19 protein-coding genes are annotated in these 18,662 nt (G+C 64.0%); 6 read left to right on the top strand and 13 right to left on the bottom strand.

Translation table 11 applies throughout. From position 1 onward, the window contains the following. Positions 1-10 precede the first annotated feature (10 nt). Positions 11-820: a prolipoprotein diacylglyceryl transferase gene (gene lgt / locus PSEMO_RS09925; protein WP_075802895.1), complete on the bottom strand. Its 810-nt coding sequence runs from the start codon at positions 818-820 to the stop codon at positions 11-13. Positions 821-834: 14 nt separating this feature from the next. Continuing rightward, positions 835-1,617 (bottom strand): sulfite exporter TauE/SafE family protein, encoded by a 783-nt coding sequence (locus PSEMO_RS09920; protein ID WP_075802894.1) that lies wholly within the window; start codon positions 1,615-1,617, stop codon positions 835-837. Positions 1,618-1,750: 133 nt separating this feature from the next. On the opposite strand from PSEMO_RS09920, the gene PSEMO_RS09915 reads away from it, so the two are divergent. Further along, positions 1,751-2,494 (top strand): NRDE family protein, encoded by a 744-nt coding sequence (locus PSEMO_RS09915; protein WP_075802893.1) that lies wholly within the window; start codon positions 1,751-1,753, stop codon positions 2,492-2,494. A gap of 107 nt (positions 2,495-2,601) precedes the next feature. Here PSEMO_RS09915 and ptsP read toward each other — a convergent pair whose 3' ends face one another. Both ptsP and PSEMO_RS09905 read right to left on the bottom strand, forming a co-directional pair. Next, positions 2,602-4,866, bottom strand: a complete 2,265-nt coding sequence (gene ptsP / locus PSEMO_RS09910) for a phosphoenolpyruvate--protein phosphotransferase (RefSeq protein WP_075802892.1) — start codon at positions 4,864-4,866, stop codon at positions 2,602-2,604. A gap of 22 nt (positions 4,867-4,888) precedes the next feature. After that, positions 4,889-5,368: an RNA pyrophosphohydrolase gene (locus tag PSEMO_RS09905; protein WP_075802902.1), complete on the bottom strand. Its 480-nt coding sequence runs from the start codon at positions 5,366-5,368 to the stop codon at positions 4,889-4,891. 143 nt (positions 5,369-5,511) lie between these two features. Between PSEMO_RS09905 and PSEMO_RS09900 the strand changes: the two genes are divergently transcribed. Next, positions 5,512-6,168 carry a histidinol-phosphatase gene (locus PSEMO_RS09900; RefSeq protein ID WP_075802891.1) on the top strand — a complete coding sequence of 219 codons (657 nt, stop codon included), beginning with the start codon at positions 5,512-5,514 and terminating at the stop codon, positions 6,166-6,168. Positions 6,169-6,177: 9 nt separating this feature from the next. Here PSEMO_RS09900 and PSEMO_RS09895 read toward each other — a convergent pair whose 3' ends face one another. Further along, positions 6,178-6,606 (bottom strand): DUF2269 family protein, encoded by a 429-nt coding sequence (locus PSEMO_RS09895; protein WP_075802890.1) that lies wholly within the window; start codon positions 6,604-6,606, stop codon positions 6,178-6,180. A 40-nt stretch (positions 6,607-6,646) separates the two neighbouring features. Then, positions 6,647-8,161, bottom strand: a complete 1,515-nt coding sequence (ilvA, locus tag PSEMO_RS09890) for a threonine ammonia-lyase, biosynthetic (RefSeq protein WP_075802889.1) — start codon at positions 8,159-8,161, stop codon at positions 6,647-6,649. Between the two features lie 133 nt (positions 8,162-8,294). On the opposite strand from ilvA, the gene rpiA reads away from it, so the two are divergent. After that, the gene (rpiA, locus tag PSEMO_RS09885) at positions 8,295-8,966 is read left to right on the top strand and encodes a ribose-5-phosphate isomerase RpiA (protein ID WP_075802888.1); all 672 of its coding nucleotides are present in this window, start codon (positions 8,295-8,297) and stop codon (positions 8,964-8,966) included. Positions 8,967-9,075: 109 nt separating this feature from the next. Here rpiA and PSEMO_RS09880 read toward each other — a convergent pair whose 3' ends face one another. The 4 genes from PSEMO_RS09880 to PSEMO_RS09865 all read right to left on the bottom strand — a co-directional run bounded on the left by PSEMO_RS09880 (position 9,076) and on the right by PSEMO_RS09865 (position 13,247). Next, complete coding sequence (locus tag PSEMO_RS09880; RefSeq protein ID WP_075802887.1) at positions 9,076-9,975, bottom strand: SdiA-regulated domain-containing protein; 900 nt, start codon at positions 9,973-9,975, stop codon at positions 9,076-9,078. A 94-nt stretch (positions 9,976-10,069) separates the two neighbouring features. Continuing rightward, positions 10,070-10,999, bottom strand: a complete 930-nt coding sequence (locus PSEMO_RS09875; protein ID WP_075802886.1) for an SdiA-regulated domain-containing protein — start codon at positions 10,997-10,999, stop codon at positions 10,070-10,072. A 144-nt stretch (positions 11,000-11,143) separates the two neighbouring features. Next, positions 11,144-11,809, bottom strand: coding sequence for a fumarylacetoacetate hydrolase family protein (locus PSEMO_RS09870; RefSeq protein ID WP_075802885.1), 666 nt, complete (start codon positions 11,807-11,809; stop codon positions 11,144-11,146). 40 nt (positions 11,810-11,849) lie between these two features. Beyond that, entirely contained in the window at positions 11,850-13,247 is a 1,398-nt protein-coding gene (locus PSEMO_RS09865) for an FAD-binding oxidoreductase (RefSeq protein ID WP_075802884.1), read from the bottom strand. Between the two features lie 172 nt (positions 13,248-13,419). Between PSEMO_RS09865 and serA the strand changes: the two genes are divergently transcribed. Next, positions 13,420-14,649 (top strand): phosphoglycerate dehydrogenase, encoded by a 1,230-nt coding sequence (gene serA, locus PSEMO_RS09860; protein WP_075802883.1) that lies wholly within the window; start codon positions 13,420-13,422, stop codon positions 14,647-14,649. Positions 14,650-14,852: 203 nt separating this feature from the next. Beyond that, a complete protein-coding gene (locus tag PSEMO_RS09855; RefSeq protein ID WP_075802882.1) occupies positions 14,853-15,629 on the top strand; it encodes a transporter substrate-binding domain-containing protein in 777 nt (258 codons plus the stop codon). Positions 15,630-15,748: 119 nt separating this feature from the next. Here PSEMO_RS09855 and PSEMO_RS09850 read toward each other — a convergent pair whose 3' ends face one another. Continuing rightward, positions 15,749-16,252, bottom strand: a complete 504-nt coding sequence (locus tag PSEMO_RS09850; protein WP_075802881.1) for a DUF523 domain-containing protein — start codon at positions 16,250-16,252, stop codon at positions 15,749-15,751. After that, positions 16,233-16,865 carry a 2OG-Fe(II) oxygenase gene (locus PSEMO_RS09845; RefSeq protein WP_075802880.1) on the bottom strand — a complete coding sequence of 211 codons (633 nt, stop codon included), beginning with the start codon at positions 16,863-16,865 and terminating at the stop codon, positions 16,233-16,235. Before PSEMO_RS09845 ends, PSEMO_RS09850 begins: the two co-directional genes overlap by 20 nt. Positions 16,866-16,979: 114 nt before the next feature. On the opposite strand from PSEMO_RS09845, the gene PSEMO_RS09840 reads away from it, so the two are divergent. Next, positions 16,980-17,729, top strand: coding sequence for a DUF2059 domain-containing protein (locus PSEMO_RS09840; RefSeq protein ID WP_075802879.1), 750 nt, complete (start codon positions 16,980-16,982; stop codon positions 17,727-17,729). Here PSEMO_RS09840 and PSEMO_RS09835 read toward each other — a convergent pair whose 3' ends face one another. After that, positions 17,730-18,662 carry an alpha/beta hydrolase gene (locus PSEMO_RS09835; RefSeq protein WP_075802878.1) on the bottom strand — a complete coding sequence of 311 codons (933 nt, stop codon included), beginning with the start codon at positions 18,660-18,662 and terminating at the stop codon, positions 17,730-17,732. It abuts the gene before it with no gap.

Genomic DNA, 18,662 nt, shown 5'->3' with positions numbered 1-18,662 from the left:
CCGTGGAAAATCAGACCGCGGGTTTGACCGTCGGCTTGCGATTATAGGCCCACCAGATCAAGGCGAGACCGCCGACGATCATCGGGACGCAGAGAATCTGACCCATGGTCAGCCAGCCCCAGGCCAGGTAGCCCAACTGGGCGTCCGGCACGCGAACGAATTCGACGATGAAGCGGAAGATCCCGTAGAACAGCGCGAACATGCCAGACACCGCCATGGTCGGCCGCGGCTTGCGCGAGTACAGCCAGAGGATCAGGAACAGCGCGACGCCTTCCAGGGCGAACTGGTACAGCTGCGACGGGTGACGCGGCAGTTGCGCCGGGTCGCTGAACGGCGGGAAGACCATGGCCCATGGCACGTCGGTGGCCTTGCCCCACAGTTCGGCGTTGATGAAGTTGCCGATCCGCCCGGCCCCCAGGCCGATCGGTACCATCGGCGCGACGAAGTCCATCAGCTCGAAGAAGGTCTTGTTGTTGCGCTTGCCAAACCACAGCGCGGCGAGCATCACGCCGATGAAGCCGCCATGGAACGACATGCCGCCCTTCCACACTTCGAAGATCAGGGTCGGCTGGGCCAGGTAGGCGCTGAGGTCATAGAACAGCACGTAGCCGAGCCGTCCGCCGACGATCACACCCATGGACAGCCAGAACACCAGGTCCGAGAGCTTTTCCTTGGTCCATGTAGGATCGAAGCGGTTGAGCCGGCTCGACGCCAGCAGCCAGGCGCCACCGATACCGACCAGGTACATCAGGCCATACCAATGGATTTTCAGCGGCCCGATGGCCAGTGCCACGGGATCGATCTGCGGGTAAGGCAGCATGGTGACTCCTCTCGTTAAAGCAAAAAGCTCAGGCCGACACAGAACAGCAGCGCGGCGAACAGGCGTTTGAGCAGGCGCGGCGACAATTTGTGCGCCAGGCGTGCGCCGAAACGGGCAAAAAACATGCTGGTGACAGCAATGCCGATCAGTGCCGGCAGGTAGACGAAGCCGAGACTATGGGGCGGCAGGTGCTCTTCGTGCCAGCCCAGCAGCATGAAACTCAAGGCGCTGACCAAAGCGATCGGCAGGCCGCAGGCCGACGAGGTCGCCACCGCCTGCTGCATCGGCAGGCTGCGCCAGGTCAGGAACGGCACGGTCAGCGAGCCGCCACCGATGCCGAAGATCGCCGAAGCCCAGCCTACCACGCTGCCCGCCAGGGTCAGGCCGACCTTGCCGGGCACGCCGCGGCTGGCCTTGGGCTTGAGGTCCAGGGTCATCTGCACGGCGACCAGCAGGGCGAACACGCCGATGATCTTCTGCAGCAACGGACCCTGGATCAGCGAGGCGGTCTTTGAGCCGATGACGGCGCCGATCAGGATACCCAGGGTCATCCAGGCGAAGATCGGCCACTGCACCGCGCCCTTGCGATGGTGCTCGCTGATGGCGTTGATCGAGGTGAAGACGATGGTCGCCAGCGAGGTGCCGACGGCCAGGTGGGTCAGCACGGAAGCGTCGAAGCCCTGCAGGGTGAAGCTGAACACCAGCACCGGCACGATGATGATCCCGCCACCGACGCCGAACAGCCCGGCCAGCACGCCCGCACAGGCGCCCAGTAGCAGGTAGAGCACGAATTCCATTGTTGCCCCCGGAAAATTCAGTCCGGCATGGTAACGGAAGCCGGGCACTCGCCTCCACTAAAGGCGGATGAAGACCTTGTCAGGACCGTCTGAGGTAGAGTGAGGCATCACCGACAAGAGAATGGGACACACGATGTGCCTGATCGTTTTCGCCTGGCGCCCGGGGCATGCCCGGCCGCTGATCGTCGCGGCCAACCGTGACGAGTTCTATGCCCGCCCGACCCAGGCCCTGGCCGCCTGGGACGAGGTGCCCGGGGTGCATGCCGGGCGCGACCTGGAAGCCGGCGGTACCTGGCTGGGCGTGGGGCCGCAGGGGCGGTTCGCGGCGCTGACCAATATTCGCGATCCGGGGCAGGCGCTGGGCGCCAGGTCGCGGGGCGAGCTGGTGGCGGGGTATCTGCGCGGGGAGCTGTCGGTCGAGGCCTATCTGCAGAAGGTGGCTGGCGAGGCGGGGCTTTATTCGGGGTTCAACCTGCTGGTCGGGGATGCCGCGCAGTTGGGGTATCTGCATGCGGGTGGTGCGCCGAGGATGCTGGAGGCCGGGGTGTATGGGCTATCGAATGCGGCGCTGGATACGCCATGGCCGAAGCTGGTGAAGGCGCGGGAAGGGTTGCGGGAGCGGCTGGATGATCCGCAACTGGAAGACCTGTTCGAACTGCTGGGGGATGGCCGGCAGGCGGCGGATGGGGAGCTGCCCAGTACCGGGGTCGGGTTGGCGACCGAGCGGTTGCTCTCCAGTGTGTTCATTGCCAGCCAGAATTATGGGACTCGGGCGAGTACGGTGCTGGTGGTTGAGGCAGATGGGCGGCGCAGGCTGGTGGAAAGGAGTTTTGGGCCGTTTGGGGGGCATCTGGGCGAGGTCGAATTGGTGCTGTGAAGCTGAGGGCCTCATCGCTGGCAAGCCAGCTCCCACAGGTTCAGCGGTGCACGCGGTCCTTGTGGGAGCTGGCTTGCCAGCGATGAGGCCCTTGAGAGCGACACAAATCAGTGCGGATTGATCATCCGCGACAGCCCCAGGTTCTTCAGGGCCAGGTGCAAGGTACTGTGGATAACCTGCGGGTTATCGATCTCCATCACCTGCGCCAGCATCTCCTTGGATTTGCCCATGCTGATCTGGCGCAGCATCCACTTGACCTTCGGCAGGTTGGTGGCGTTCATCGACAGGCTGTCGAAGCCCATCGCCATCAGCAGCACCGCCGCCGCCGGGTCGCCGGCCATTTCGCCGCAGATACTCACCGGCTTGCCTTCGGCATGGGCCGCCGTCACGACGTGCTGCAAGGCCTGGAGCACCGCCGGGTGCAGGTAGTCGTAGAGGTCGGCGACCCGCGGGTTGTTGCGGTCCACCGCCAGCAGGTACTGGGTCAGGTCGTTGGAACCGACCGAGAGGAAGTCCACCTGGCGCGCCAATTCCTTGGTCTGGTACACGGCGGCAGGAATCTCCACCATCACCCCCACCGGCGGCATCGGCACGTCGGTGCCTTCGTCACGCACTTCGCCCCAGGCACGGTGGATCAGGTGCAAGGCCTCTTCCAGCTCGTGAATCCCGGAGATCATCGGCAGCAGGATGCGCAGGTTGTTCAGGCCTTCGCTGGCCTTGAGCATGGCGCGGGTCTGCACCAGGAAGATTTCCGGGTGGTCGAGGGTGACGCGGATACCGCGCCAGCCGAGGAACGGGTTGTCTTCCTTGATCGGGAAGTACGAGAGCGCCTTGTCGCCACCGATATCCAGGCTGCGCATGGTCACCGGCAGCGGATGGAAGGCCGCCAGCTGTTCGCGGTAGATCGCCAGCTGTTCCTTCTCGCTGGGGAAGCGCTGGTTGATCATGAACGGCACTTCGGTGCGGTACAGGCCAACGCCCTCGGCGCCACGCTGCTGCGCCCGCGCCACGTCGGCGAGCAGGCCGGTGTTGACCCACAGCGGCATGCGGTGGCCGTCGGTGGTTTCGCACGGCAGTTCGCGCAGGGCATCGAGGCCCTGGGCCAGCTGGCGCTCCTCCTCGACCACATCGGCGTATTGCTTGCGCAGCACCTCGCTGGGGTTGGTGTAGACGTCGCCCTTGTAGCCGTCGACGATCATCTGGATGCCGTCGACCTTGGAATACGGCAGGTCGACCAGGCCCATCACCGTGGGAATGCCCATGGCCCGGGCGAGGATCGCCACGTGGGAGTTGCCCGAACCCAGTACCGAGATCAGGCCCGCCAGCTTGCCTTCCGGCACTTCGCCGAGCATCGCCGGGGTCAGTTCTTCACTGACGAGGATGGTGTTGTCCGGGTAGACCAACGAAAGCTGGCGGGCTTCCTGGAGGTAGGCCAGCAGGCGCCGGCCGAGGTCCTTCACGTCCGAAGCCCGTTCGCGCAGGTAGGCGTCGTCCATCAGCTCGAAGCGGTTGACGTGCTCGCCGACCACCTGGCGCAGGGCACCCTGGGCCCACTGGCCGGTCTTGATGACCTCGACCACTTCGCCGCCCAGGGCCGCGTCGTCGAGCATCATCAGGTAGACGTCGAACAACGCCCGTTCCTCCGGCCGCAGCTGGGTCGCCAGCTTGGCCGACAGGGTGCGCATGTCGCTGCGCACGCCCTCGAGGGCGTTGTTGAAGAGTTTGAGTTCAGCGTCGATGTCGGTGACGGTCTTGTCCGGCACCACATCGAGATCGGCCGGCGGCAGCATGACCACCGCGGTACCCACGGCAGCGCCCGGCGAACCCGGCACACCAACGAACTTGGCTTCCTGGATACCCTTGCCCTGGCGGCCCAGGCCGCGGATCGAGCCGGTGGCCTCGGCGTGGGCGATAACCCCGGCGAGCTGCGCGCTCATGGTGACCAGGAAGGCTTCCTCGCCCTCGTCGAACTGGCGCCGCTCCTTTTGCTGGATGACCAGGACCCCGACCACGCGACGGTGGTGGATGATCGGCGCACCGAGGAAGGAGGCGAAACGCTCCTCGCCGGTCTCGGCAAAGTAGCGGTAGCGCGGGTGGTCGGCGGCGTTTTCCAGGTTAAGCGGTTCTTCCCGCGTGCCGACCAGGCCCACCAGGCCCTCGTTCGGCGCCATGCTGACCTTGCCGATGGAGCGCTTGTTCAGGCCTTCGGTGGCCATCAGGACGAAACGGTTGGTTTCCGGGTCGAGCAGGTAGACCGAGCAGACCTGGCTGCCCATGGCCTCTTTGACGCGCAAGACAATGATCCCCAACGCCGTCTTGAGATCCTTGGCGGAGTTAACTTCCTGGACGATCTTGCGCAGCGTATTGAGCATGGCTCGGGGTCGAACTCCGTCGTCAGTCGCGCGCCAGCAGGCGCGGGGCAAGCTCTTTGAGCGCGCGGCGGTACACTTCGCGCTTGAATGTCACCACCTGGCCCAGCGGATACCAATAGCTGACCCAGCGCCAGCCATCGAACTCCGGTTTGCCGGTGAGATCCATCCGCACCCGCTGCTCGTTGGAAACCAGCCGCAGCAGGAACCACTTCTGTTTCTGGCCGATGCACAGCGGTTGGCTGTGGGTACGGACCAGACGTTGGGGTAAACGATAACGCAACCAGCCACGGGTGCAGGCAAGTATTTCCACGTCCTGACGCTCAAGGCCTACTTCTTCATTCAACTCGCGGTACAGAGCATCTTCCGGTGTTTCATTGGGGTTGATTCCCCCTTGTGGAAACTGCCAGGCATCCTGGTTGATTCGCCGGGCCCATAGCACCTGCCCAAGATCATTCGTCAGAATGATCCCGACATTGGGGCGAAAACCATCGGGGTCGATCACGGCAGCAACCTCGCAAACGCATGTCGCCGCATTGTTCCACAAAGCCTGCAAGGCCAGCAACGCGCCCGCCATACCTTATGTGCAGCGTTGTGAAAAGTCCGTATTCTGTGGGACTTTTCAGATGTTATGCGAGTGACTCTTCAATGCGCCTGGCTTTATTCGATCTGGACAACACCCTCCTCGGCGGCGACAGCGACCACGCGTGGGGCGATTACCTGTGCGCCCGCGGCATTCTCGACCCGGTGGAGTACCAGAACCGCAACGACGCCTTCTACCAGGACTACCTGGCCGGCAAGCTGGACCTGCAGGCCTACCTGAACTTCAGCCTGGAGATCCTGGCCACCACCGAGATGGCCCAGCTCGACGAATGGCATGGCGACTTCATGCGTGACTGCGTCGAACCGATCATCCTGCCCAAGGCCCTGGCCCTGCTGAAGAAGCACCGCGATGCTGGCGACAAGCTGGTGATCATCACCGCCACCAACCGCTTCATCACCGGGCCGATCGCCAAACGCCTGGAGGTTGAAACCCTGCTGGCCACCGAGTGCGAGCTGGTCGACGGCCGCTACACCGGGCGCAGCATCGACGTGCCGTGCTTCCGCGAAGGCAAGGTGACCCGCCTGAACCGCTGGCTGGAAGAGAACAAGCTGAATCTTGAAGGCAGCTACTTCTACAGCGACTCGATGAACGATCTGCCGCTGCTGGAGCAGGTGGACAACCCGGTGGCGGTCGATCCCGACCCGAACCTGCGCGCCGAAGCCGAGAAGCGCGGCTGGCCGGTGATCAGCCTGCGCGATTGAGACGAAGCGTCAGACCGGCTTGGCGCCCATCAGGCCGGCGATGGCGATGAAACACAGGCCGCTGAACAGCGCCAGGGCCAGGGTGAACTGCAGTTTGCCCGCGCCCGGCGCGGTTCTCAGGCGGTTGACCCGGGCCAGCAACCAGAACCAGGCCAGCGCGCCGACGGTATACAGCAGGCTCGAGCCCAGCACCCAGGTCTGCCCCAGCGGCCAGCCCACCAGGTGGACCAGCCACCAGCCGGTGAACGGCATGCTCACCAGGCAGATCCCCATCAATAGCCAGAGAAAGCCCTGCGGACGCGCCAGCAGTCGCCCGTAGACCGCCGCATCGCCCGCATGCCGGGCCCTCCAGGTCCAGACCGCCAGGCCCAGCGCACTGCCGAGCAGCAGCACGGTGGCCAGCACATGGGCGGTTTTCAGGGCGGTCAGTGGTTCCATGGCGGCGATTTCCTCGGGGCGTTGCTCAAAGCGTAGCCCCTCAGCCGAGGAACAGCCGGTACGCCGGGTTATCGGTCTCGTCCCAGTATGGATAGCCGATCTTCGCCAAGGCCCCGGGCACCAGGTGGCGCTCGTCTTCCGGCACCTGCAGGCCGGCCACCACGCGACCATCCGCCGCGCCATGGTTGCGGTAGTGGAACATCGAGATATTCCAGCGCCCGCCCAGCTTGTTGAGGAAGTTGAACAGCGCCCCCGGCCGCTCCGGGAACTCGAAGCGCAGGACCAGTTCGTCGCTGACCCCCGCCGCATGGCCGCCGACCATATGGCGGATATGCAGCTTGGCCAGTTCGTTGTCGGTCAGGTCGGTGACCGGGAAGCCCTTTTCCGTCAATTGCTCGATCAGCGCACTGCGCGGGTCGTTGTCCGGGTGGGTCTGCACGCCGACGAAGATGTGCGCTTCGCTGCCGCTGTGGTAACGGTAGTTGAATTCGGTGATCTGGCGCTTGCCGATGGCCTCGCAGAACGCCTTGAAGCTGCCCGGCTGCTCGGGAATGGTCACCGCGATGATGGCTTCGCGGCCCTCGCCCAGCTCGGCGCGCTCGGCGACATGGCGCAGGCGGTCGAAGTTGACGTTGGCGCCGGAGTCGATGGCCACCAGGGTCTGGCCGCTCAGGCCGTGCTGTTCCACGTATTTCTTGATCCCGGCGACGCCCAGGGCGCCGGCTGGTTCGGTGATCGAACGGGTATCGTCGTAGATGTCCTTGATCGCCGCGCAGATCTCGTCGGTGCTGACGGTGATCACCTCATCGACGTGGACCTTGCAGATATCGAAGGTGTGCTGGCCGATCTGCGCCACGGCCACGCCGTCGGCGAACAGCCCGACCTGCGGCAGGATCACCCGCTCGCCGGCGGCCATGGCGGCCTGCAGGCAGTTGGAGTCGTCAGGCTCGACGCCGATGATCCTGATCTCGGGGCGCAGGTATTTGACGTAGGCCGCGATGCCGGCGATCAGCCCGCCGCCGCCGACCGGCACGAAGATCGCGTCCAGGCGGCCCGGGTGCTGGCGCAGGATCTCCATGGCCACGGTGCCCTGGCCGGCGATGGTGTGCGGGTCGTCATAGGGGTGGACATAGACGAAGCCCTTTTCCTCGACCAGTTTCAGCGAGTAGGCCAGCGCTTCCGGGAAGGAGTCACCGTGCAGGACCACCTTGCCGCCCCGGGAACGCACGCCCTCGACCTTGATCTCCGGGGTGGTGCGCGGCATCACGATGGTTGCCTTCACCCCCATTTCCCGCGCCGCCAGGGCCAGGCCCTGGGCATGGTTGCCGGCCGACGCGGTGACCACGCCACGTGCACGTTCTTCCTCGCTCAACTGCGCCAGCTTGTTGTAGGCGCCGCGGATCTTGAAGGAGAACACCGGCTGCAGGTCCTCGCGCTTGAGCAGGATCTGGTTGCCCAGGCGCTTGCTCAGCTGGTTGGCGGCTTGCAGGGGGGTTTCCACGGCGACGTCATAAACGCGCGAGGTGAGGATCTTCTTGACGTACTGTTCGAGCATCGGGAGGGCATCACGGGCGGCTGGACGGGGGATCGGAGTCTACCGCAGCGCCTTGTCGGGCGACCACAGCAAGTCAGGGGTTTTAGCCGCTATAATGCCCGGCTTCACGATACTCCCCCGCTTCGGAGCCCGCATGACCCAGGACCAACTCAAACAGGCCGTCGCCCAGGCCGCTGTCGATTTCATCCTGCCGAGCCTGGATGCCAAGAGCATCATCGGCGTCGGCACCGGCTCGACCGCCAACTGCTTCATCGACGCCCTGGCCCAGCACAAGACCGCCTTCGACGGCGCCGTGGCCAGCTCCGAAGCCACTGCCGCGCGCCTCAAGGGCCATGGCATCCCGGTCTATGAGCTGAACACCGTCAGCGAGCTGGAGTTCTATGTCGACGGCGCCGACGAGAGCGACGAGCACCTGAACCTGATCAAGGGCGGCGGCGCGGCCCTGACCCGCGAGAAGATCGTCGCGGCAGTGGCCAAGACCTTCATCTGCATCGCCGACGCCAGCAAGCTGGTGCCGGTACTGGGCGCGTTCCCGCTGCCGGTGGAAGTGATCCCGATGGCCCGCAGCCATGTGGCACGCCAACTGGTAAAGCTGGGTGGCGATCCGGTGTACCGCGAGGGTGTGGTGACCGATAACGGCAACATCATCATCGACGTGCACAACCTGCAGATCACCAACCCGGTGGAGCTGGAAGCGCAGATCAATGCGATCGTCGGCGTGGTCACCAATGGCCTGTTCGCGGCGCGTCCGGCGGATTTGCTGCTGCTGGGGACCAGTGAAGGCGTGAAGACCCTCAAGGCCTGAAGATCTTCGCTGTAGCTGCTGGCCTCATCGCTGGCAAGCCAGCTCCCACAGGGACCGCATGCACCGCGAACCCTGTGGGAGCTGGCTTGCCAGCGATGAGGCCCGTGGCTTAATCAACAACCTTCCTGAAGACATAGAACAGGTTCGGCTCACTCACCAGGTACAGCGTCCCGTCCCCGTCCATGGCGATCCCCTCCGCCTGCGGCACGCTCTGCTTCAAGCCCTGGAACCCCTTGCGCAGTGACAGGCTACCCACCGGCCGCCCCTGCACATCCAGCTCCAGCACCAGCTTCGACTCGTCCGACAAGGCCAGCAGATGCCCGCTGCGCTCGTCGAACTGCAAGCTCGACAGATCCCGCACGAACAACCGCGAATCACGCTTCTGATCCTGCACCACATGCACCGCGAACGGCTGCTGCGGGTTGTCATGGGGGAAACCATGCACCTCGTAGATCAGCATCGGATCACGTTCCTTGGCCACGAACAGGCGCTTGCCCTGCTGGTCCCAGGCCAGCCCCTCGAAGCCCTTGTTACCGTTGAGCCCGATACCCAGGGTCAGTTGCTCGGCATCCTTGGCATCGAGAAACGGCGTGTCCGCCGTCAGCCGCACCCGGATCAGACGCTGCTGACGCTCATCGGTGATCACATAACTGTCGCGCCCGACATACTCCACCGCCTCAGGGTCGCCGAACCCGGTCAGCGGCACGCGACGCAGGATGCGGCCGTCCAGCGACAGCTCGATCAGCTCCGGATTCTGGTTGGTCACGGTAAACAGGCTGTTGCGGTCAGGGTCGTAGGTCAGGGCCGACAGGTCGTCGGCCAGGCCATCGATGACCCTGGCCTCGATCACCACGCGATAGCGATCCAGCCCGATGCTCTGCTCGGCCGGTTGCATCCAGGTTTTCAGGTTGAACCAGCCGCGCTCGTACAGGCGGTAATGCTGCCCGGCATAGGCCAGGACGGCCAGCAAGGCAGCAAGCAGGAAAAGCAGGAAGAAACGCAGGCGCATCGGCAAGGACTCAGGCAGGAAACGGAACGGCCTGAATCTCACCATAGCCAGCTGAAGTGAAGCTTAATGCCACTATCGGAAAAAAATCTTCCGGTCATTCCTTGCGAAAGCGATAGAACAGGTCCGGCTCGCTGACCATGTACAGGGTGCCCGCTTCATCCATGGCCACGCCTTCGGCGCGAGGGATGCGCTTCTTCAGGCCATTGAAGCCGCCGAGCAGGGTCATGAAGCTGACCTGCTCGCCCTTCCCGTCCAGCTCCAGAAGCATGTTGGAGTCCGCCGACAGCACCAGCAGATGCCCGGTACGCGGGTCGACGCCAAGGCCGGACAGGTTGCGCAGGTCGAGGTCGTCGTTGGCCAGCTCCTGCTTGGTCCCGGTCAGCGCCGAACGACCGTCGGTACGCCAGGTGAACAGCTTCGGCGGACGCTCTTCACCGAGGATCAGGCGCTGCTGCGCAGGGTCCCAGGCAATCCCTTCGAAACCCTTGTTCTGGTTATCCGAAGGACCGAGGTCGTATTGCGGGAAGTCCTTGATATTCAGCTCGGTCGTGGCGGCATCGAGGCTGACCAGGGTCAGGCTGTGCTGACGCTCGTCGGTAATCGCCAGGCGGCCGTCCGCCAGCACCGCGACGCCCTCCGGGTTGGCCCAGCCATGCAGCGGCATCTTGCGCAGCACGTCGCCGTCGAGGTTCAGCTCGACCAGGAAGGGATTCTTGCCCATCACCGCGAACAGGGTTTTGCGCTGCGGGTCGTAGGACAGGTCGGAGGCTTCATCGTCCTCCATGCCAGGCAGCACCTTGGCATCGATATCGACCTGGTAGTCCGGCAACCAGACGCTGGCCTTCTGCGCCACCTGGCTCTCGAAACGCTCCTGCAGCCACAGCAGGCCGCGGTCATCCCAATGCATGGCGATGGCCACGCCGTAGCCGATCACGGCGGCCGTCACCAACCAGGTGGACCAACGCAGGGCGAGGGGGCGTTTGCGCGCAGGCGACAAGGGGTCGCCAGAAGTCAGGGTGGCCATCGGGGAATTCCTGTTGTTGTGTGCCGCTGACGATCACCGCAGCAAGACCGGATGGGAATTATCCAGATGATTTGTGAAAAAAACGGTAAAAGTCGACGAAGGGCGTCGACAAAGGGGCAGCCATTGCGGCTGCCCCTTTTTGGGTCAGAGCACCTTGCCCTCGAAGCGGCTCGCGCCCGGCAGTTCCAGCACCAGCTCATCGCCCGGGTTCAGCGGGCCGACACCCACCGGCGTGCCGGTCAGGATCACATCGCCCGCCTGCAGGGAGAACTGCGAGGCCATGTGCTGGATCATCGGCACGATCGGGTTGAGCATCAGCGCACTGCTGCCGTCCTGGCGCACTTCACCATTGATGGTCAGGCGAATGCCGATGTCGGCCAGGTCTTCGAAAGTGCTGCCGACCACGAACGGCGGCAGGACGCAGGCGCCGTCGAAGCACTTGGCGCGTTCCCACGGCAGCCCCTTGTCCTTGAGCTGGGACTGCAGGTCACGCAGGGTCAGGTCCAGGGCCGGAGCGAAACCGGAAATGGCGTCCAGTACTTCTTCCTCGGACGGCTTCGGCGACAGGGACTTGCCCAGCAGCACGGCAATTTCCGCCTCGTAGTGCACCGAGCCACGCTCGGCGGGGATGGCGAAACCGCCTTCCAGTGGCACCACGCAACTGCCCGGCTTGATGAACAGCAGGGGCTCGGTGGGGATCGGGTTGTCCAGTTCCTTGGCGTGTTCGGCGTAGTTGCGCCCGATGCACACCACTTTGCCCAGCGGGAAGTGGATGCGCGTTCCGTCTACGTATTGGTGCTGATAGCTCATGGCCGACTCCTGGAGCACTGGTTGAATCCGTGGCGGTGGGTCACTCGGGGGCGAAGATCTTGCCCGGGTTCATGATCCCGTTGGGGTCGAACACCGCCTTGACTGCTTTCATATAGAGAATTTCCGCCGGGGAGCGGCTGTATTCAAGGTAATCGCGCTTGGTCATGCCCACCCCGTGCTCGGCGGAAATCGAACCGTTGTACTTCTCGACCACCTCGAACACCTGCTTGTTGACCACGGCGCACTTGGCGAAGAACTCGTCCTTGCCCATGTCATCCGGCTTGAGGATGTTCAGGTGCAGGTTGCCATCACCGATGTGGCCGTACCAGACCACGATGAAATCCGGGTAGCTGTTGCTGACGATCACGTCGATATCGCGCAGGAAGTCCGGGACCCTGGCCACGGTCACGGAGATATCGTTCTTGTACGGGGTCCAGTGGGAAATGGTTTCCGACAGGTATTCGCGCAATTTCCACAGGTTGCGCAACTGCTGCTCGCTCTGGCTCATCACCCCGTCCAGCACCCAGCCCTGCTCCACGCAATGCTCGAACAGCGCCAGCGCGTCGTTGGCGACGTCCTCGGTGGTGGCTTCGAATTCCAGCAGGGCGTAGAACGGGCAGTCCGTGGCGAACGGCGCCGGCACGTCGCCGCGGTCGAGGATCTTGGCCAGGCCCTTATCGGAGAAGAACTCGAAGGCGGTCAGATCCAGCTTGCTCTGGAAGGCGTGCAGCACCGGCATGATCGAGTCGAAATCGGGGGTGCCGAGCACCATCGCGGTGAGGTTCTTCGGGGCACGATCGAGGCGCATGGTGGCTTCGACGACAAAGCCCAGGGTGCCTTCGGCGCCGATGAACAGCTGGCGCAGGTCGTAGCCGGTGGCGTTCTTGATCAGGTCCTTGTTCAGCTCAAGCAGCTCGCCCTTGCCGGTGACCACCTTGAGGCCGGCCACCCAGTTGCGGGTCATGCCGTAGCGAATGACCTTGATACCGCCGGCATTGGTGCCGATATTGCCGCCGATCTGGCTGGAACCGGACGAAGCGAAGTCCACCGGGTAATACAGGCCCTGCTCTTCGGCGAACGCCTGCAGTTGCGCGGTGATCACCCCCGGCTGGCAGACCACGGTACGGTCGAAGGGGCTGAAATCGAGGATGCGGTTCATATAGTCGAAGGACACCACCACCTCGCCATGGGCCGCGACGGCGGCGGCGGACAGACCGGTGCGGCCGCCCGAGGGCACCAGGGCGACCTTATGCCGGTTGGCCCAGAGGACGATGGCCTGGACCTGCTCGACGGTCTTGGGGAAGACGATGGCCGACGGCGCGGGTGGGAAGTGCCTGGTCCAGTCCTTGCCATACGCTTCAAGGGAAGGGGCATCGGTCAGGACCTTGCCGGGCTCGACAAGGGTCATCAGTTCAGCAAGCAGAACGGGATCGATCATCGGGGGAACTCTCGAACTATTCATGGTCACCCTGAGCACACTTCACGTGCCGGGGATGGTCTGAGCGCGGCGCCGGTATGCTAGCATACGCCCCCCGCTGATCGTGCTCCCCGCCGATTCTGCGACGGCTTCACTTCCCTGCCATTTTTCTCCGGGACACAGGTTTACGCAGATGAGCAAGACTTCTCTCGATAAGAGCAAGATCAAGTTCCTTCTTCTCGAAGGGGTCCACCAGAACGCCGTGGACGTCCTCAAGGCCGCCGGGTACACCAACATCGAGTACCTCACCGGTTCCCTGCCGGAAGCCGAGCTGAAGGAAAAGATCGCCGATGCCCACTTCATCGGTATTCGCTCCCGCACCCAACTGACTGAAGAAATCTTCGATTGCGCCAAGAAACTGGTCGCTGTCGGCTGCTTCTGCATCGGTACCAACCAGGTTGACCTGGACGCGGCCCGCGAGCGCGGCATCGCCGTGTTCAACGCGCCGTACTCCAACACCCGCTCCGTTGCCGAGCTGGTGCTGGCCGAGGCCATCCTGCTGCTGCGCGGCATCCCGGAGAAAAATGCGTCCTGTCACCGTGGTGGCTGGATCAAGAGCGCGGCCAACTCCTTCGAGATCCGCGGCAAGAAGCTGGGCATCGTCGGCTACGGCTCGATCGGGACCCAACTGTCGGTCCTGGCCGAAAGCCTGGGCATGCAGGTGTTCTTCTTCGACCCGCTGACCAAGCTGCCGCTGGGCAACGCCACCCAGGTCACCAGCCTGCACGAACTGCTGGGCCTGGCCGACATCGTCTCGCTGCACGTGCCTGAGCTGCCATCCACCCAGTGGATGATCGGCGAGAAGGAAATCCGCGCGATGAAGAAGGGCTCGATCCTGATCAACGCCGCCCGCGGTACCGTGGTCGAGCTGGATCACCTGGCTGCCGCGATTCGTGACAAGCACCTGATCGGCGCGGCCATCGACGTGTTCCCGGTCGAGCCGCGGTCCAACGACGAAGAGTTCGAAAGCCCGCTGCGTGGCCTGGACAACGTGATCCTGACCCCGCACATCGGTGGCTCCACCGCCGAAGCCCAGGCCAACATCGGCCTGGAAGTGGCCGAAAAGCTGGTCAAGTACAGCGACAACGGTACTTCGGTGTCGTCGGTCAACTTCCCGGAAGTGGCCCTGCCGGCCCACCCTGGCAAGCACCGCCTGCTGCACATCCACGAAAACATCCCGGGCGTGCTCAGCGAGATCAACAAGGTCTTCGCCGAGAACGGCATCAACATCTCCGGTCAGTTCCTGCAGACCAACGAGAAAGTCGGTTACGTGGTGATCGACGTCGACGCCGAGTACTCGGACCTGGCGCAAGAGAAACTGCAACAGGTCAAGGGCACCATCCGTTCCCGCGTCCTGTTCTGATCTCTTCCTGCTGTTGAAAAGGGAGGCCCTGGTGGCCTCCCTTTTTATTTGCCGTTGAAAACATGAGGTTGCATTATTCCCACGGAAATATTTCAACTAGGGTTAAACATCCGGGGAAGGATGCGGTCACAAGGGGCTCTTGACCGGGGCCATGCCAGAAGCCACGGCGTGTTTAATTGCCAATGAGAAGAAAAGGGGCTCAGATGCGTTTCATTACCGGGGCACTATTAGCCACCAGCCTGCTCAGCCCGTGGGCACACGCGGACATTTTCGACGATATCGTCGACCGCAATGAATTGCGAATTGCCATTGAAGCCAAAACGCCACCTTTCAACTTTCGTGATACTGCCGGGCAACTGAGCGGATTCGAAGTGGAATTGGGGCAACTGCTCGCCAAAGAGCTGGACGTCAATGCCGACTTTATCGTGGTGGACTCCAGCGAACTTCTGCCGGGCGTGGAAAGTGGCAAATACGATGTGGCGATTAATCAGATTGCCACTACCGCAGAGTTGAAAGAACACCTGGATTTCAGCAATCCCTACAGTTACACCGTCGCCCAGTTGATCGTGCGCCAGGAAGAAAAGCGCCCCCTGCACAACCTCGAATCCTTCAAGGGACACAGCCTTGGCGTGGTCCAGGGCAGTTCGTTCGCCGCCCAGGCGCAGAATGTCGAGGGCGTGGACCTGCACAGCTACCAGGATGCGATCCAGCCGATCAAGGAAGTGGCCGATGAGCAGATCGATGGTGCGGTGAGTGACCGGCTGCTGATTCCCTATGCGATCAAGGAAAGCAATCTGCCGGTGACCGAGGGCGCGACGGTGGGGCCGGTGCTGAAGCTGGCGATTCCGTTCCAGAAGGGCAACCCGGCGTTCCAGAGTGCGCTGGACAATGCGCTGCAGCGGGTCAAGGATGATGGCCGCTTGAGTGCGTTGTCGAAGAAGTGGTTCGGGGTGGATGCCAGCGAGCCGCCCAAGCAGTAGATCTTCAGCGCTGCTGATGGCCTCATCGCCGGCAAGCCAGCTCCCACAGGGTCAGCACAGGCCTTGAGACTTGTGCAGTACCTGTTGGAGCTGGCTTGCCAGCGATGAGGCCCTGAAAGTCACAGCAGATCCAAGGCCCGAGCAGCCTCATCCAGCTCCAGCTCACTGAACACCAGCACCCCCTCCCGCCGCAGCAAGGCACTGGTCACTCCCTCACCGGCAATCTTGTTGCCACTGAAGGTCCCGTCATACACCAGCCGGTTGCCACACGACGGACTCCCCGCCTTCAACACCGCCACCCGGATCCCATTCCGCCGCACCAATTCCAGCGCCAGCCGCGCCCCGGCGAGAAACTCGGCGCTGACATCCTCCCCGAGTACCGTCACCACCTGCGCTTCGCCGTCCAGCACCGCCCCGCCCTGCCCACCGGGGATCTCCGCCGGCGGCCTTGGCGTCGGCAGCCCGCCCGCCACCTCCGGACACAACGGCACCACTCGCCCCTGCTTCTGCCAGGTCTGCAGCAGATCGGGATGCCCGCTGGCACGCCCGTCGTAACGCACCGGCTGGCCCAGCAGGCAGGCGCTCACCAGCACCCGCGGCAGGTCAGAAGGGGTCGTTGCCACGACGGCGGAACCAGCCAGTGACGGAAAGACGCTCGCGATGCGCCATCAACACTTCATGGGGCAGGTCGGCGGACATGAACACGATCAGGCTGCCGCCCACCGGCGGGATATCCCGCTCGCTGCCGTCGGCCAGATAGATGCGCAGCTCGCCGCCATCCTGCGAGCCCCATTCCTCATTGAGATAGATGATCGCCGACACAGTGCGCCGGTCATCATCCCGGAAGCGGTCGAGGTGCTTGCGATAGAAAGTGCCCGCCGGGTACTGGGCGAAATGGCACTCGAAGTCCTCCAGCCCGAGGTAGAAGTCGCGGTTCAGCGCTTCACGCAGGACGTCCATCAGCGCCAGGTACTGGTCACAGGCCTCGGACTGACCCGGTTCGAGCCAGAGGATATGGTCGCCACGAATGCCTTCGCGGACTTCCTGGCCCTGACCCCGCCCCACCGCCGCCGGCGCCAGCTCGCCTTGTGCGGCGCGCTGCCGGCACTCGGCCGCCAGGGCCCGGGTCAGGGCGTCGGGCAAGAAGATGTCCTGGCGCGACCAGCCCTGGCTGGCGAGGTCATCGACAATACTGAGAATCTGCGGATGTTCTGAGGATATGTGCATGGCGCGCATGGTAACGGGCCGTCGGGCAAACCGACAGCGCCACTTGGTCGCATCGATTCACGGGCGTCTCGACAAAGCCCCGCAAGGCCACGGACAATAGCGGCCTGCCGACAGGAGTCCTGAATGCGCCGTTTGTTTTTTCTGCTGTTGATGATCTGCACCACGCCTGTCTGGGCAGACTCCCTCGATCAGCTGTACAAGGTCGCCGGCTGGCCTGATCAGCGCGCCCACTTCTCCGATGCCATCGCCGCCGCCCAGCAGCGCTACCAGAAAAGCCTGCCGCCCGCGGTGTTCCAGGCATTGGTGGACAACAGCAACCAGCGTTTCGAGGCCAAGGCCGTGGACCGCCGCGCCGAAGCCCAGCTGCGCGCCAACCTGAAAGACCCCAATCCCGCACTGACCTTCTTCCAGTCGCCGCTGGGGCGCAAGGTGGTGGCCGCCGAACTGCTCGCCACCCGCCGCGACCAGTTGGCCAAGAACGCCAAGGGCCTGCCGAAGATGCAGGCCAGCGACAGCCGCCTGCTGATCATCGGCCACCTGGCCCAGGCCCTGCCGGCCCGCGAGGCCGGTGCCGAAGTCAGCCTGGCGATCGCCGGCGTCGCCGCCGACAGCCTCAGCCAGATGATTCCCGGCCTGTTCGGCGGCGGTCAGGCCCAGGGCATGCTGGACGGGCAGCGCCAGCGCCTGATGCAGCAAATCGGCGAAGACCTGAACAACACCCTGCTCTACGTCTACCGCGACCTGTCCGATGCCGAGCTGGACGAGTTCGCCACCTTCGCCGAGTCCACCGAAGGGCAGGCCTACTACAAGGCCGCCGTGGCCGCGATCCGCGCCGGCCTCGCCGTCGGGCAGAACACCTCCGACCTGAAGTGATCAGCCCAGGCGCTGCTCGATGAACTCGAAGTAGCGCCGGCGAATCTCCGGCAGTTCGTTGGCCAGGTGGTGCCGGGCTTCGGGCAGCATCAGGATGCTCGGCGCATCGAACTTGTCCTTGAGCACTTCGAGGTTGTAGCGCCAGTCCACCGTCATGTCCTCCTCCCCCTGCACGATCAGCGGCCGGCGCGCACTGCCCGGCGCCGCCTCGATGCGCCGTACCCATTCGAGCAATGCACCGACCCAGGCGGTGGGCAGCCGACGCGGCTGCAAGGGGTCGGCGAGGAGGAACGGCAGGAACGTCGGGTCGTTGCTGTTCTCGCTGAAGCGCCGGGCGATGCCGTTGACGAAGGGTTTCAGCAAGAAATAGCTGAGCTTCGACCAGCCCCAGGCCCGTGGCCGGACCAGCGGCGAGAGCAGGATCACCTCACCGCTGACCGGGCTGTTTTCGCCCTTGTGCAGCAGGTGATCGACGGCGATGGCGCCACCGGTGCTCTGTCCACAGAGATGCCAGGGCTGCGGTAGCTGGAGAGCGGCGGCCTGACGGAACAACTCATCCAGCACCTGCTGGTACACGGCGAAATCATCGATGCTGGCCCGCTCGCCGCTGGACAGGCCATGGCCCGGCAGGTCGCAGGAGATCACCGCAAACTGCTGTTGCAGGGCCCAATCGATCACATGGCGGTACAAGCCCATGTGATCGTAGAAGCCATGCAGCAGCACCAGGGTCGCCACCGGCTGCTCGGGTAGCCAGGCCTGGCTGACCACTTCGAACCCGGCGCAGGAGAAGCGTCCCAGCCAGCTCGTCGCGCAAGGCACCCGGTCCAGGCCATAGAAACGCTGGTAGGCCTGGCCTTCGACCGACAACGGCTGACGCGCTGCCAGGGGAGGCAGGCTGGCACGCAGGGAATCGGCTTGGAACGAGGCGGACAT

Origin of the sequence: Pseudomonas putida, assembly GCF_001941965.1 — a bacterium.
GTDB lineage: Bacteria > Pseudomonadota > Gammaproteobacteria > Pseudomonadales > Pseudomonadaceae > Aquipseudomonas > Aquipseudomonas putida_L.
The sequence above is the reverse complement of the archived record's forward strand: the minus strand, read 5'-3'. Positions and strand labels throughout refer to the sequence as shown.

Bases quoted from the DNA above. Each gene is read 5' to 3' on its own strand.
- lgt (WP_075802895.1), bottom strand. From the start codon at position 820: ATGCTGCCTTACCCGCAGATCGATCCCGTGGCACTGGCCATCGGGCCG.
- PSEMO_RS09920 (WP_075802894.1), bottom strand. From the start codon at position 1,617: ATGGAATTCGTGCTCTACCTGCTACTGGGCGCCTGTGCGGGCGTGCTG.
- PSEMO_RS09915 (WP_075802893.1), top strand. From the start codon at position 1,751: ATGTGCCTGATCGTTTTCGCCTGGCGCCCGGGGCATGCCCGGCCGCTG.
- ptsP (WP_075802892.1), bottom strand. From the start codon at position 4,866: ATGCTCAATACGCTGCGCAAGATCGTCCAGGAAGTTAACTCCGCCAAG.
- PSEMO_RS09900 (WP_075802891.1), top strand. From the start codon at position 5,512: ATGCGCCTGGCTTTATTCGATCTGGACAACACCCTCCTCGGCGGCGAC.
- PSEMO_RS09895 (WP_075802890.1), bottom strand. From the start codon at position 6,606: ATGGAACCACTGACCGCCCTGAAAACCGCCCATGTGCTGGCCACCGTG.
- ilvA (WP_075802889.1), bottom strand. From the start codon at position 8,161: ATGCTCGAACAGTACGTCAAGAAGATCCTCACCTCGCGCGTTTATGAC.
- rpiA (WP_075802888.1), top strand. From the start codon at position 8,295: ATGACCCAGGACCAACTCAAACAGGCCGTCGCCCAGGCCGCTGTCGAT.
- PSEMO_RS09880 (WP_075802887.1), bottom strand. From the start codon at position 9,975: ATGCGCCTGCGTTTCTTCCTGCTTTTCCTGCTTGCTGCCTTGCTGGCC.
- PSEMO_RS09875 (WP_075802886.1), bottom strand. From the start codon at position 10,999: ATGGCCACCCTGACTTCTGGCGACCCCTTGTCGCCTGCGCGCAAACGC.
- PSEMO_RS09870 (WP_075802885.1), bottom strand. From the start codon at position 11,809: ATGAGCTATCAGCACCAATACGTAGACGGAACGCGCATCCACTTCCCG.
- PSEMO_RS09865 (WP_075802884.1), bottom strand. From the start codon at position 13,247: ATGATCGATCCCGTTCTGCTTGCTGAACTGATGACCCTTGTCGAGCCC.
- serA (WP_075802883.1), top strand. From the start codon at position 13,420: ATGAGCAAGACTTCTCTCGATAAGAGCAAGATCAAGTTCCTTCTTCTC.
- PSEMO_RS09855 (WP_075802882.1), top strand. From the start codon at position 14,853: ATGCGTTTCATTACCGGGGCACTATTAGCCACCAGCCTGCTCAGCCCG.
- PSEMO_RS09845 (WP_075802880.1), bottom strand. From the start codon at position 16,865: ATGCGCGCCATGCACATATCCTCAGAACATCCGCAGATTCTCAGTATT.
- PSEMO_RS09840 (WP_075802879.1), top strand. From the start codon at position 16,980: ATGCGCCGTTTGTTTTTTCTGCTGTTGATGATCTGCACCACGCCTGTC.
- PSEMO_RS09835 (WP_075802878.1), bottom strand. From the start codon at position 18,662: ATGTCCGCCTCGTTCCAAGCCGATTCCCTGCGTGCCAGCCTGCCTCCC.